The following is a 13,429-nucleotide window of genomic DNA, read 5'->3' as shown; positions in this document are numbered from 1 at the left end:
GGCGCTTCGCTCAATCGGCGGCGCGGTACCGGTAGTCCACCGGCACGAATGCGTACTTGCCCTTGCCCTCATCCCGCAGGTACCCCACGCCCGGGTAGGGGATGTGCGCCGCAGCCACCATGCGCCGCTCCTTGGCCAGGCGCGCGAACTGCTGCTTGCGCTGCGCCTTGGCATCGTGGGGCACCACGTCGTAGACGATGGTCACGTCCGGCCGGGGCATCTGCACCGCTTGCACATGCAGGATGTCGCCGATGAATTCCAGCGCCTCGCCGCCCTTGCCCTGCAGCACGAAGAAGGCGTGGCCGGGCGTGTGGCCCGGGGTGGGCCGTGAGCGGATGCCGGGTACCAACTCCACCGCGCCGGTGAAGGGGCGCACTTGGCCCGACTTCACGTAGGGCGCCAGGGCCGTGGTGGCCTGCTCGAAATAGGCCTTGTCGTAGCCGCGCACGCCCTGCTGGTTGGCGGGTGCGAGGAAGAAGTCCAGGTCTGGCTTGCCCACGTGGATGGTGGCGTTGGGGAACACGCGCTGGCCCTGCGCATCGACCAGACCGCCGCTGTGGTCGGTGTGGATGTGGGTAAGCAGCAAGTCCTGGATTTGCGCGGGCTCCACGCCCGCGGCCTTGAGGCTGGCAACCAGTTGGCCGCCCACGCCCGGGCCGAAGAAGGCGCCGGCGCCGGCATCGACCAGCGCCAGGCGGTCACCGGCATAGACCAGGTAGGCGTTGATCGAGGCCTCCACCGGGTTGGCGAGGAAGCCGCGCTGCAGCAACTGGTCGGTCTGTGCGGGCGTGGCGTTGGTGAGCAGGGTGTGCAGGTCCTGCGGCACCGTACCGTCGGACAGGGCGACGACCTGTACGCCGCCCACGCTGAAGCGGTAGAAGCCGGCCTGTTGGGTGGCGGTGGGAGCGCTGGCCGGGGCGGCAGGCGCAGCGGCCTGGGCGATGGCCAGAGCGGGGCCGAGCAGCGATGCGGCTACGGCCAGGGAGATCAGGGAGCGGCGTGTTGTGGTCATGTCTTGGAATGGATGAAGTGTGCAGACGTCTGGTGAATGGCGGTGGCCTCAGGCCACCCGGCCGTGCTGGAACAGCTGGGCCTTGGCATCGGCATCGAGCTCGGCCTTGAAGGCGTGCCTGGTGGCCAGGGCCATGGCCGCAATGGCGGCGGGCCGGGCATTGAGTTCGTCGAAATGGCGCTTGATGTTCGGAAACTTCGCCCACGCCGCGTCGCCTATCAGGTAGGCCAGGCCGCCGCACCAGCCCCAGAGCGACATGTCGACGATGCTGTAGTGCTCATCACCCAGCACATAGCGGCGTGTGGCCAGCCGTGCGTCGAAAAGCGCCCAGTGGCGCTTGGCCTCGAACAGGTAGCGGTGCAGCGCATACTCCTTGGGTTCGGGGGCGTAGTGGGTGAAATGCACAGCCTGGCCGGTGAAAGGGCCCAGGCCCGTGGCGGCCAGCATCAGCCACGAGAGCATCTCGGCGCGGCCTGCGGCACCGGGCACGCCGAGAAAGCGCCCGGTCTTCTCGGCCAGGTGCAGCAAAATGGCTGCGCTGTCGAACACCACGGCATCGCCATCGACCAGCGCCGGCACCTTGCCGTTGGGGTTGATGGCGCGGTAGGCGGCGCTGTGCTGCTCGCCCTTCGAGGTATCGACGGGCACCATCTGGTAGGGCAGGCCCAGTTCCTCCAGCAGCAGCGCGACCTTGCGCGGGTTGGGGGTGGGGTGGTAATAAAATTGGATCATCTGAAAACTCACAGTCGGTGCGGTGGAAAGGTGCGCAACGATAGGGCGCGCAGGCACTGCAGCGTGAGTCGGAATTGCCGATAGGAGGTATAGGCACCATGGATATCCGGCGTTCCGATCTGCCCTTGTTGATCTCGCTCGATGCGCTACTCGACGAGCTCAACGTCACACGCGCGGCGCGGCGCCTGAACATCAGCCAGCCCAGCCTGTCGGGCCAGTTGGCCAAGCTGCGCGACCTGTTTGAAGACCCGCTGCTGGTGCCCGCCGAGAACGGCCGCGGCATGGTGCCCACGCACCGCGCGCTGGAGTTGAAACCTCGGCTCAGCGAGGCGCTCAACCAGCTGCGCGGTGCCGTGGAGCTGGGCGACAGCTTCGACCCCGCCACCGCGCGCCGCGCCTTCGTCATCGCGGCGAACGACAGCGTGTTCAGCATCCTCGGCCTGGCGGCGCTCGGCCGCATCGTGGGCACCGGCAACCCGGACCTGCGCGTGAGCTTCGTGCCTGCGGCCGACTCCGGGCTGGTGGAGCGCATGGAGCGCGGCGAGGTGGACCTGTACCTGGGCGATGTGGGCAAGGTGCCGGGCCCGCTCAAGTCACGCTTTCTGATGGGCGACCGCTTCGAGATGGCGCAGCGCATCGGCCACCCGCGCGGCAAGGTGGCCGCCACGCTCGACGAATACTGCGGCCTCTCGCATGTGCTGGTCTCGCAGGTGGGCCACCCGCACAGCCAGATCGACGACCTGCTCGCGGCCCTGTCACGCAGCCGGCGCGTGGTGGTCACCGTGCCCAGCTACAACCAGGTGGCCCTGGTGCTCACGCACACCGACTGCGTGGCCACCCTGCCCAGCCACCTGCTGCGCCGCTACGCGCAGATCCTGGAGATACTGCCCGCGCCGTTCGAGATACCGCCCTTCAACCTGGCTATGGCCTGGCATGCCCGCGCGCAGGAAGATGCGGGGCACCGCTGGCTGCGGGAGCTGTTCGTCACGGCCGTCGCAGAGCAGGCAGGTGAAGACGCGGTGGTCTCCTAGATCTTGGGCGCCGGCACGCTGCCCAGCACCTTCTCGATCTCCAGGCCAATGGCCAACAGCCTGCGGTCGCTGCCCACCGGACCGTCGAGCTCCAGCCCCACGGGCAGGCCCGCGCTGGTCAGGCCCGCGGGTACCGAGAGGCCCGGTATGCCGGCATTGCTGCCCGGGTCGGTGTTGCGGATGAAGGTGGCGAATGTGTCCGCATCCGCCCCGCCGTTGACCTTGACGGTGGACGAGCCCTTGGCGCGGTCCATGGGCACGGCGGGCAGTGGCGTGGTCGGGAACAGAAGGGCATCGAACTGGCCCTGCGCAAAGGTGCTGGCATACAGCGCCTGCAATTGCGGCCGGTGCACGGCCATGGCCTCGGGGTAGGCGGCGCCAAAGGCATCGGCGGTGATGGCACCGAAGGCGCCCTGCACGTCGGGGCTGGCCACCTTGGCCGCGACCTCGGCCACCGTCTTCACGGGGGCGTTGTTGGCCGCAAGGTAGGCGGGCAGGTCTGCCACGGGCTCGTGCAGCGCGATCTGGAACGACATCTTTTCGTTGAGTGGCAGCAACTGCGCCATGTCCACCTCCACCAGCGTGGCGCCGGCCGCGCGCAGTTGGGCCAGGGCGGCGTTCACCACCGTGGCCAGCGAGGCATCGAGCCCCGCCCACAGCGGGCGCGGCAGGCCCAGGCGCACGCGGGACAGCGGCATGGCGGGCAGGCTGGCCTCGCCGGTGATCACCGCATCGAGCAGCGCCACGTCGGCCACGGTGCGGCCCATGGGGCCCACGGTGTCGCGCGTGTGGCTGATGGGCACCACAGCCAATGGGTCGTGGTAGCGCCGCTCGGCGCCGCCATTGCCCACCGAAGGGCGCAGGCCCACGATACCGCACAGGGCGGCAGGTACGCGGGTGGAGCCGCCCGTGTCCGTGCCCAAGCCGGCCGCCACCATGCGCGCGGCAATGGCTGCGGCCGTGCCGCCCGACGAGCCCCCGGGGATGCGCGTGGGGTCGTAGGGGTTGCCCACGGCGCCGGCGAACGGCGAGAAATTGGTGCTGGTGATGCCGAAGGCCAACTCGTGCAAGTTGGCCTTGCCCAGCACGATGGCGCCCGCGTCAATGAGCTTTTGCAGCGAGGGCGCCGTGCGCGGTGGCTTGAATCCCTTCAGCGCGGGCGTGCCTCCGGTTGTGGGCAGGTCGGCGGTGTTGATGTTGTCCTTGGCCACGATCACCAGGCCGGCCAGCGGGCCGAGTGGTGCACCCGAGGCGCGCGCCGCGTCGATGCGCCGCGCGGCGGCCAGGGCACCGGCTTCGTCGAGTGTGATGAGGGCGTTAAGCGACCGCAGCGCCTTGGCGCGCGCCACCAGCGCGGCCACATAGTCCACGGCCTTGAGTTGGCCGCCCTTGATCTGCGCGATGGCCTGCGTTGAGGTCAGCTGGGTGAGGTCCGATGGCGTGGATGCCGTGCTCGCGCAGGCGGCCAGCCAGGCGGGGGCGGTGAGGGTGCCGGCCAGGGCGCCAGTGCGTTGCAGAAACCGGCGGCGGGGCTGGGGCGAGGGGTGGCTCATGAAGACGCTCCTGAAGGTCGAAACTCGAAGCCTTCAGGTTATCGGCGCCTGGCCGGGCGCGGTATCCCCAGGATTGAGGAGGCGTGCCCCCAACGGGACCAGCCTTCCCTCACAGAAAAAGAACGACGCGCTCGCCCGCTGCGCGTGAGCAACAGGCCATCATGCGCTGGTTGGCCTGGCGCTCGGTCTTGGTCAGCACCTTGTCGCGGTGGTCGATGTCGCCGCTGGCCACCTGCACCTCGCAGGCGCCGCACAGGCCCTCGCCGCAATCGCAGGGCACATCGACGCCCGCTGCCTGCAGCGCCTGCAGCAGGGTCTGGTGGCGGGGCACCTCGATGGTGAGGCCCGAGTCCTTTAGCTCGGCGACGAAGGCGTGCTCCTTGCTCGGGTCGAGCGCTGCGTTGTCGGTGCTGAAGTGCTCGAAGCGCAGCACGCTCTCGGGCCAGTGCTCGCCCAGGGTTTCGAGTTCGGCGATCAACCGGTCCGGCCCGCAGGCATAGACGCGGGTGGCGCCGTCCACATGCCGCAGCATCGCGGGCAGGTCCATGCGCTGGCCCTCGGTCTTGATGTGCAGGGTGGCGTGGCCGGCATGGTCCTTCAGTACCCGGCCCAGCAGCGCCATGTTCTGGCGCGAGCGGCCCGCGTAGTGCAGCGCGTAGGGCAGGCCCAGGGCCTTGAGTCGGTCGGCCATGGCGAGGATGGGCGTGATGCCGATGCCTGCGGCCAGCAGGATGTGGTGAGTGCCCGCTTCGTCAACGCGAAACAGGTTCTTCGGCCCGGCCAGCTGCAGTTCGTCACCGGGCTGCAAGGTGTCGCAGAAGTGCCGCGATCCACCTCGGCCGCCTTCTTCACGCTGCACGACGATCTCGTAGCAGCCGGGGTGGGCGCCAGATCCGCACAGCGAGTACTTGCGTCGGTGGCCCCCGGCGATGAGGTCGATGTGCGAGCCCGCACTCCAGGCCGGCAGGGGCGTGCTACCGGCCGCGGCGATCACGAAGCGGTAGAGGCCTTCGCCCTCGGCGATCTTGTCCTTGAGCACCACCGCGCGGGCAATGCCGTCCTTGGGCGGCGGGCCGATCTGGAACCTGGCGAGGACGGCAGGCGCCTTGTCGGCCTGGCGCTCGGGGTTCTGCAGCGGATCCCACTGCACCCACAGCGCCGACGGGCCGCGGAACGAGGTGTTCGAGAGGAACTCGAACTGCTGCCCTTCGACGAGCGCGATGTGCGGCAGGCGGCGCACGAACTCTTCGAGGAAGATGCGCATCTGCATGCGCCCGATGTTCTTGCCCATGCACTGGTGCGCGCCGTAGCCGAAGGTCAGGTGCTCGACGGCGTTTTCGCGGTGCAGGTCCACGCGGTCGGGGTCTTCGAAGTGGCTGGCGTCCGCATTGGCCGATGCCTGGAACAGCAGCAGCTTGCCGCCCTGCGGGATCTTCACGCCGCCGACCTCGGTGTCGCGTGTGGCCATGCGCCGCCAGGCGATGATGGAGCCCGCCACGCGCAGGCATTCCTCCACCGCGTTGGGGATCAGCGCGGGCTGCGCGCAGATCTCCTCCCACGCATGGCGGTGCGACAGCAGGGTCATGAAGGCGTTGGCCGTGGCGTTCGACGTGGTCTCGTGCGCGGCGGCCAGGATGGCCATCATCATCGAGCGCAGGTACGACTCGGTCACGATGTCCGGGTGCGCGTGGTGCTGGCGGATCGAGTCGTACATCCAGCCTTGGCCATCGGGCTGGGCCATCATGGTGTCCAGGATGCCCTGAGCGGTCTGCCAGAAGCGGCCCACGTTGTGGGCGATCTCCAATTGCTCCTGCGCCGTGGGCCGGCCCCAGGTGTTCAGGGTGTGCGCCACCGCGAAGTTGCGCAACTGCTCTGCCCCTTCATCCGGCACCCCGAGGAAGTGCAGCGCGATGGTCAGCGGAATCTCGTAGAACATGTCGGCCACCAGGTCCGCACGCCCCTTGTCGACAAAGCGGTCCATGTACTTGCGCGCGAGTTCGCGGATGGGCTGCTCGTAGTCCATCAGGCGCTCGGGCATGAAGGCGTCCATCAGCAGGCGCCGGCGCGCCATGTGGTCCGGCTCGTCCTCGTTGACCATGGTGCGGTTCATCGCGAAGCCATAGCTCTTGAGGATGGCCAGCACCTCCTCGGTGGCGGGCGTGATCTTTTCGAGCGCGACCGAGGGCGAGAACAGGATGTTGTCGCGGAACACCGCCTTCACGTCCTCGTAGCGCGTCACCACCCAGTAGCCCAACTCGGGGCTGTAGAAGACAGGCTCCTCCTCGCGCGCCCAGCGCACCACCTCGGCCGGGTTTTGCTGGTAGCTGGCGGCGAACGGGTCGAACGCCGCCGCACGCGCGCTCACGGGGCAGCCCGTGGGGCTTTTCTGGGCGGCGGCCATCGCGGCATGGTCGACCGGGCAGCGGGAGGCGTTGGCGGGGGCAGTCATCGTAAATCTCCTTTTGCGTAAATGTATTACGCAAAGTTGTGACAATGATTCGGGTTTACCCTGGGTTGCCTTGGTAGCCCATGGCGCGGCTGATGAGCCGCGCTTCCTGCAGCAAGGCGGGGCAGATGGCGCCATCGGGCCGCAGGTCGAAGCCACCCGTGGCCCCCAGGGTGGTCAGGCAGGCGCACACATTGCCGGTGGCGTCGAAGACCGGCGCCGCGAGCGCACTGATGCCCTTGAGCAGCGAGTCGTGGGCGACGGCCCAGCCCCGCGCCCGCACCTGCTGGCGCAACTGCTCGACCGGGCGGGTGCCATCAAGCTGCGAGCGCCTGTCTGCCGAGGCATCGGCCAGCTCCTGCTCGGCCATGTCGATCACCAGCCGGTCGCTGGAGAAACCCAGAAACACCCGGCCCGTGGCCGACCACAGCGTGGAAAGCACCGAGCCCGCGCGGATGTTCACCGTGACGGGCAGGGTGGGCTCTTCCATGCGCAGCACGGTGGCCCCCTTGTTGCCCATGACCGCCAGGAAGGCGGTGACCTCCAGCGCCTGGCGCAGCCGCTGCAGGGACGCCTCGCCCAGGCGGATGGGGTCGCACTGGCGCAAAGCCGCCAGGCCAATGGCAATCGACTCCTGGGCCAGGTAGTAGTGCTGGTTGACGGGAGACTGCTCGACAAAGCCCTGCTGGCACAGGCTGGCCAGGTAGCGATGCACCTTGGCAGGGCTCTCGTCCACCTCGGCGGCCGTGGCGGTCAGGCTGGCCGCACCGCCCAGGCGCGTCAGCGCCTTGAGGACGCTGAGCCCCATTTCGGCCGATTGGACGCGTTGCCGGCGGTCGGCCACCCGGGCCGTGGAGGGGGATGTGGTCATGGTGTTTTGGTCGAAAACCTAGGGTAAACGCTGCCCCAAGCTATTACGCATAGCGGAGTAACATCACGCAGATATTAATCCCCTGAGGTGCAGACATGTTGAAGAATCGTCGCTTGTTGGCTGGAATGCTCGCTCTGCCGGCCCTGCTGGCCTGGGCCGCCCCGGCCAGCGCGCAAACCTACCCGGCCAAGGCCATCCGTTGGCTGGTGCCGTACCCGGCGGGCGGCGGCTCCGATTTTCTCGCGCGCACGGTGGGCCAGCAGCTGTCGGCCCAGGTCGGCCAGCCGGTGCTGATCGACAATAAGCCCGGTGGCAACACGGCCATCGCCGCCGTGGAAACGGGCCGCGCCGCGCCCGACGGCTACACCATCCTGTCGGCCGACAACGGCACCATGGTGTTCAACCCGGCGCTGTACAGCAAGCTGACCTACAACCCCAGCAAGGACCTGCTGCCCGTGACGCTGATGGGCAAGTTCCCGATGATCCTGGTGGTCAACCCGGGCGCCGACTTCAAGGACGCCAAGGACTTCGTCGCCAAGGCCAAGGCCAAGCCCGGCGCCATGAGCTTCGGCTCGGCCGGCGCAGGCAGCCCGCACCACCTGGCGATGGAGCTGCTCAAGGTCGATGCCGGCCTGTTCATGACCCACATCCCCTACCGCGGCGCTGCGCCGGCGCTCACGGACCTGGCCGGCGGGCAGATCCCGGCCATGATGGTTGACCTGGCCGCCGGTGGCGCCTTCATCAAGGCCGGCAAGGTGCGCCCGCTGGCCGTGGCCAGTGCCAAGCGGCTGCCGCAGCTGCCCGATGTGCCAACCTTCGCCGAACTGGGCTTCAAGAACGTCGAGGCGTCCGCCCAGGTGGGCATCGTCGCGCCCGCAGGCACACCGGCGGATGTGGTGGCTGCACTGCAAAAGCAGGTGGCTGCGGCCATCAACCAGCCTGCGGTCAAGCAAAAGCTGGTGGACTTCGGCATCGAGCCCGTGGCCAGCACGCCGGCCCAGTATGCGGACCTGATCCGTACCGAGACGGAGCGGTGGCACAAGCTGATCAAGGCGCAGCGCATTACCCTGGACTGACGCCCCTGGCAAGATCCCAAGACCCCATGGCGCCTACTGATTTGCGCCGGGTCTGGTGCCATCGTGCCACTCCCCGTTACAGTTGAAAACTCATCAGTTCAACTCAATACCGGAGAGTTTCATGCTGTCACGCCGCCATTTCCTGGGTGCTGGGCTTGCCGCCCCTGCTTTTTACGCTGCGGGCTCGTTCGTGCCCGTGTGGGCGCAGAATGCGCCCAACTTCGGTACGCCCACCCTGCCCAACCCCGGCTTTCGGCGCATGAAGGTGGGCGATGTGGAGGTGGTGGCGCTGGTCGATGGCATCACGCGCCGCCCGCTGGGCGAGGAGTTCGTGAAAAACGCGCCGTTGGCCGAAGTGCGTGCGCTGCTCACCTCGCAGGGCCTGCCCACGGACTACATCGACGTGCCCTACACCCCCTTCCTGGTGGTGGCAGGCGGGCGCAAAATCCTGATCGACACGGGCCTGGGCGAGTTTGGCGGCCCCACCACCGGCAAGCTGCTCGACAGCCTGGCCGCTGCAGGCCTGAAGGCCGATGACATCGACACCGTGCTCATCAGCCACTACCACGGCGATCACATCAACGGCATTCGCAACAAGGCGGGCGCGCTGACCTTCCCCAAGGCCAAGGTGCTGGTGCCGGCCGCCGAGCATGCCTTCTGGATGGACGATGCCCGCATGGCGGCTGCCCCCGCGGGCATGAAGGGCGCCTTCGAGAACGTGCGCCGTACCTTCGCCACCATGCCGGCCGACACGCTGGTGCAGTTTGGCGCGGGCACCGAAGTGGCACCGGGCATCCAGTCCGTGGCGGCCTACGGGCACACGCCGGGCCACACCCTGTTCGAGCTCAAGTCCGCCGGCCAGAACTTCTTTTACGTGGCCGACCTGACCAATGTGCCGGCCCTGTTCGCCCGCAACCCCGACTGGGCCGTGACCTTCGACATGGATGCCGAGGCCGCGCGCAAGGTGCGGCGCGAGGTGTTCCAGCGCATCACCGCCAGCAATGCCATGCTGGGGGGCTTTCACTTCCCGTTCCCGGCTTTCGGGCGCATGGCGGCATCGGGCAATGGCTATGCCTTCCAGCCCGCAGCCTGAAGCGGTCGTTGGCCGGCGCACCGTGCTGGGCGCCGGGCTGGCGTTGACCACGCTGCAGGCCTGGGCCGCCCAGGACACCGAGGCCGAGGCCCTGCTGCGCAAGGGCGGGGTGGTGGCCGCGTTCCGCCATGCGCTGGCACCTGGCACCTTCGACCCACCGGGGTTTCGCCTGGGCGATTGCGGCACGCAGCGCAACCTCAGCGAAGAAGGGCGGGAGCAGGCACGGCGCACCGGCGTGTGGTTCAAGGAGCGCCAGCTGCAGCCGGCCAAGGTGCTTTCGAGCCCCTGGTGCCGCTGCATCGACAGTGCCACGCTGGCCTTTGCCGCGCCCCAGGTCTGGCCCGCGCTGGGTTCGCCGCGCGGCGCGCCGGAGACCACCGGTGCCGGCCACCTGCGCGAGCTACGCCAGGCGCTGGCGGCCGCGTCGGCGCGGGGCGCAAGCTTCGAGGCCTGGTTCACCCATATGTTCGTGCTGTCCGATCTGGCCAGCACCAACACCAGTTCGGGCGAGGCGCTGATCCTGCGCGCGGACCGCAGCGGCAAGACCGAGGTGCTGGCCCGCCTGCAAGTCTCTTAGCTACAGGTCTGCGAGTTGACGATGCGTTTCAACGCATCGGTATCCAGAATGCGCACATGGCGCTGCTTGACCTCGACAATGCCGTCCTCGGCGAACTTGGAGAAGGTGCGGCTCACGGTTTCGAGCTTGAGGCCCAGGTAGCTGCCGATTTCTTCGCGCGTCATGCGCAGCACCAGTTCGGACTGCGAGAACCCGCGCGCGTGCAGGCGCTGCACCAGATTGAGCAGAAAGGCGGCCAGGCGCTCTTCGGCGCGCATGCTGCCCAGCAGCAGCATCACGCCGTGCTCGCGCACGATCTCGCGGCTCATGATCTTGTGCACATGGTGCTGCAGGGCCGTGACCTCGCGCGAGAGCTCCTCGATGCGGTCGAACGGCATCACGCAGACCTCGGCATCTTCGAGCGCCACGGCGTCGCAGGTGTGGTGGTCGTTGACGATGCCGTCCAGGCCGATGATCTCGCCCGCCATCTGAAAGCCCGTCACCTGGTCGCGCCCGTCCTCGGTGGCCACGCAGGTCTTGAAGAAGCCGGTGCGGATGGCGTACAGCGAGGTGAACACCTCGCCGTTGTGGAACAGCGTGCCCCCGCGCTTGACCTTGCGCCGCACGGCCACGATCTCGTCGATGCGCGTGAGCTGCTCTTCGTTCAGGCCCACTGGCATGCACAGCTCACGCAGGTTGCAGTTGGAGCAGGCGACTTTGATGGTGAGCGGGTTCATGGGCACAGCAGCGGATTGGGGGTGCGAACGGATCGCATCCGGGGAGAGGAGCGTGGTGGTGGCTGACATGCATCAAATTGTGGGCCCTGCGACTCCGTGATCACTTGATCTGCGTCAAGGTCGGTGGGCAAAGGCTGCGGCACAGTCAGTACCCAACAAGGAACCGCTCCCCATGACCGCTGTGACGCCCGAACTTCTGAGCCGCTTCGACGTGCCTGGTCCCCGCTACACCTCTTACCCCACGGCTGACCGTTTCGTCGAGGCTTTCGGCGAAGACGAGTATGTGCTGGCCCTGGCCCAGCGCAAGGCGGGCACGCCGGGCAAGGCGTTGCCGCTGTCGCTGTATGTTCACATTCCGTTCTGCGAGTCGCTGTGCTACTACTGCGCCTGCAACAAGATCATCACCAAGCACCACGACCGGGGCGATGTGTACCTGCGCTACCTGGCGCGCGAGGTGGAGCTGCACACGGCCCACTGCGGTACGGGCCAGGTGGTGAGCCAGCTGCACCTGGGCGGGGGCACGCCCACCTTTCTGTCGGACGACAAGCTGCGCGAGCTGATGGCGGTGCTCAGGCGCAGCTTCACGTTTGCGCCGGGCGGCGAATACTCCATCGAGGTGGACCCGCGCACCGTGACCCCCGAGCGCCTGGCGGTGCTGGCCGAGTTGGGGTTCAACCGCCTGAGCTTTGGCGTGCAGGATTTTGATGCCGATGTGCAAAAGGCCGTGCACCGCGTGCAGCCGGCCGCGCAGGTGTTTGCGCTGGTGGAGGCGGCGCGCAGCCTTGGGTTTGACTCGGTCAACGTGGACCTGATCTATGGCCTGCCGCGGCAGACGCCTGAATCCTTCGACCGCACGCTGGAGCAGGTCAAGCAGCTGCGGCCCGACCGCATTGCGCTGTATGCCTATGCCCACCTGCCCGAGCGCTTCAAGCCTCAGCGGCGCATCGTGCCGGCCGAGCTGCCGGCGGCGCCTTCCAAGGTGGCCATGCTCTCGCGCTCGCTGCAGCAGTTCATGGACGCGGGCTATGTGTACGTGGGCATGGACCACTTCGCCCTGCCCACCGACGCGCTGGCCGTGGCCAAGCGCCAGGGGCGGCTGCACCGCAACTTCCAGGGCTACAGCACCCAGCCCGACTGCGACCTGATCGCCCTCGGAGTCTCGGCCATCGGCCGGGTGGGCGCCACCTACAGCCAGAACGCCAAGACCCTGGATGAGTACTACGACCTGCTGGACCAGGGCCGCCTGCCCGTGGTGCGCGGCCTGGCCCTGAACCGCGACGACCTGGTGCGCCGCGCCGTGATCATGGCGCTGATGTGCCAGGGCGAGTTGCTGTTCGAATCCATCGAGGCGGGCTGGCTCATCGACTTCCGGCGCACCTTTGCGTCCGAACTGGAGCAGCTCGCGGGCCTGCAGGCGCAGGGCCTGGTGAGCGTGACGGAGGAGGGGATCACCGTCTCGGCCATGGGCTGGTTCTTCGTGCGCGGCATCGCCATGGTGTTCGACCGCTACCTGCAGGCCGACCGCAACCGCGCCAGATTCTCCCGGATCATCTGACCATGCTGGCCACCCTGGGCTGGACCGCGCTGCTGATGGGCCTGGCCGGTGGCCCGCACTGCCTGGCCATGTGCGCGGCGCCGTGCGGGGCGCTGGTGGGGCAGGGTGGGGAACAACCCGTTCGCTGGGCCGGGCAGGGGGGCGCGGGGCTGGCCGAACCCGCACCATCGCTTGCGCTGGGCCGGCTGCTGGCCTTCCATGGCGGGCGGGTCGCCGGCTACGCTGGCCTGGGCGCGGCTGCTGCCCTGGCCATGGATAGCCTGGCCTGGCTGACCCAGCGCACCGCTGCGCTGCAGCCGGCCTGGACCTTTTTGCATCTGGCCATGATGGCCTGGGGCCTCTTGCTCCTGGTGCAGGCGCGCCAGCCGGCCTGGGTGGAAGGCCTGGGCCGCTCGGTGTGGCGGCGCGTGCAGCCCCTCACGGCGGGGGCGGGCGGCGTGGGTGCGGCCGGGCTGCTCTGGGCGCTGATGCCCTGCGGCCTGCTGTACTCGGCCCTGCTGGTGGCGGCGCTCAGCGGTGGGCCGGTGCAGGGGGGCGCCACCATGGCGCTGTTCGCCCTGGGCAGTGGCCTGTGGCTGGTGGGCGGGCCGTGGCTGTGGTCGCGCCTGCGCAGCCGCATCAACCAGGCCCGGGCAGACTGGGGCACGCGCGTGGCCGGGGGGCTGCTGTGCGCGGCGGCCGGCTGGGCGCTGTGGATGGACCTGGTCTACAAGCCTTCGCTGTGGTGCCGGTGAGACAGCCGGTCGGCCGCCAGCTGTTGTTTTGCG

Annotated in this window: 12 protein-coding genes; 6 read left to right on the top strand and 6 right to left on the bottom strand. The window is 68.5% G+C overall.

The features are described from left to right. Nucleotides 1-10: 10 nt before the first annotated feature. Nucleotides 11-1,012, bottom strand: a complete 1,002-nt coding sequence (locus ACSQ9E_RS18605; RefSeq protein ID WP_436218788.1) for an MBL fold metallo-hydrolase — start codon at nucleotides 1,010-1,012, stop codon at nucleotides 11-13. 48 nt (nucleotides 1,013-1,060) lie between these two features. After that, on the bottom strand, nucleotides 1,061-1,744 hold the full coding sequence (locus ACSQ9E_RS18600) for a glutathione S-transferase family protein (RefSeq protein WP_436218787.1): 684 nt from the start codon (nucleotides 1,742-1,744) through the stop codon (nucleotides 1,061-1,063). A gap of 98 nt (nucleotides 1,745-1,842) precedes the next feature. On the opposite strand from ACSQ9E_RS18600, the gene ACSQ9E_RS18595 reads away from it, so the two are divergent. Beyond that, nucleotides 1,843-2,775, top strand: coding sequence for a LysR family transcriptional regulator (locus ACSQ9E_RS18595; RefSeq protein WP_057206368.1), 933 nt, complete (start codon nucleotides 1,843-1,845; stop codon nucleotides 2,773-2,775). On the opposite strand, the gene iaaH is transcribed toward ACSQ9E_RS18595, so the two are convergent. The 3 genes from iaaH to ACSQ9E_RS18580 all read right to left on the bottom strand — a co-directional run bounded on the left by iaaH (nucleotide 2,772) and on the right by ACSQ9E_RS18580 (nucleotide 7,645). Continuing rightward, nucleotides 2,772-4,328 (bottom strand): indoleacetamide hydrolase, encoded by a 1,557-nt coding sequence (gene iaaH / locus ACSQ9E_RS18590; protein ID WP_235514801.1) that lies wholly within the window; start codon nucleotides 4,326-4,328, stop codon nucleotides 2,772-2,774. The genes ACSQ9E_RS18595 and iaaH overlap by 4 nt on opposite strands. A gap of 109 nt (nucleotides 4,329-4,437) precedes the next feature. Continuing rightward, nucleotides 4,438-6,777 (bottom strand): cytochrome P450/oxidoreductase, encoded by a 2,340-nt coding sequence (locus ACSQ9E_RS18585; protein ID WP_057206366.1) that lies wholly within the window; start codon nucleotides 6,775-6,777, stop codon nucleotides 4,438-4,440. Between the two features lie 55 nt (nucleotides 6,778-6,832). After that, nucleotides 6,833-7,645 (bottom strand): IclR family transcriptional regulator, encoded by an 813-nt coding sequence (locus tag ACSQ9E_RS18580; protein WP_428001726.1) that lies wholly within the window; start codon nucleotides 7,643-7,645, stop codon nucleotides 6,833-6,835. Nucleotides 7,646-7,740: 95 nt separating this feature from the next. On the opposite strand from ACSQ9E_RS18580, the gene ACSQ9E_RS18575 reads away from it, so the two are divergent. The 3 genes from ACSQ9E_RS18575 to ACSQ9E_RS18565 all read left to right on the top strand — a co-directional run bounded on the left by ACSQ9E_RS18575 (nucleotide 7,741) and on the right by ACSQ9E_RS18565 (nucleotide 10,391). Beyond that, nucleotides 7,741-8,721 carry a Bug family tripartite tricarboxylate transporter substrate binding protein gene (locus ACSQ9E_RS18575; RefSeq protein ID WP_436218786.1) on the top strand — a complete coding sequence of 327 codons (981 nt, stop codon included), beginning with the start codon at nucleotides 7,741-7,743 and terminating at the stop codon, nucleotides 8,719-8,721. 121 nt (nucleotides 8,722-8,842) lie between these two features. After that, nucleotides 8,843-9,814 (top strand): MBL fold metallo-hydrolase, encoded by a 972-nt coding sequence (locus tag ACSQ9E_RS18570; protein ID WP_428001724.1) that lies wholly within the window; start codon nucleotides 8,843-8,845, stop codon nucleotides 9,812-9,814. Further along, a complete protein-coding gene (locus ACSQ9E_RS18565; protein ID WP_436218785.1) occupies nucleotides 9,792-10,391 on the top strand; it encodes a histidine phosphatase family protein in 600 nt (199 codons plus the stop codon). Before ACSQ9E_RS18570 ends, ACSQ9E_RS18565 begins: the two co-directional genes overlap by 23 nt. On the opposite strand, the gene fnr is transcribed toward ACSQ9E_RS18565, so the two are convergent. Beyond that, the gene (fnr, locus tag ACSQ9E_RS18560; protein WP_436218784.1) at nucleotides 10,388-11,107 is read right to left on the bottom strand and encodes a fumarate/nitrate reduction transcriptional regulator Fnr; all 720 of its coding nucleotides are present in this window, start codon (nucleotides 11,105-11,107) and stop codon (nucleotides 10,388-10,390) included. The genes ACSQ9E_RS18565 and fnr overlap by 4 nt on opposite strands. Before the next feature lie 172 nt (nucleotides 11,108-11,279). Between fnr and hemN the strand changes: the two genes are divergently transcribed. Both hemN and ACSQ9E_RS18550 read left to right on the top strand, forming a co-directional pair. Next, nucleotides 11,280-12,662 carry an oxygen-independent coproporphyrinogen III oxidase gene (hemN, locus tag ACSQ9E_RS18555; protein ID WP_436179108.1) on the top strand — a complete coding sequence of 461 codons (1,383 nt, stop codon included), beginning with the start codon at nucleotides 11,280-11,282 and terminating at the stop codon, nucleotides 12,660-12,662. A gap of 2 nt (nucleotides 12,663-12,664) precedes the next feature. Further along, a complete protein-coding gene (locus ACSQ9E_RS18550) occupies nucleotides 12,665-13,396 on the top strand; it encodes a sulfite exporter TauE/SafE family protein (RefSeq protein ID WP_436179107.1) in 732 nt (243 codons plus the stop codon). Nucleotides 13,397-13,429 lie beyond the last annotated feature (33 nt).

The sequence above is a fragment of the Acidovorax sp. LjRoot118 genome, assembly GCF_964253575.1.
Classification (GTDB): domain Bacteria; phylum Pseudomonadota; class Gammaproteobacteria; order Burkholderiales; family Burkholderiaceae_C; genus Acidovorax.
Note: the sequence above shows the minus strand (reverse complement) of the source record. Positions and strands in the feature narration are given on the sequence as shown.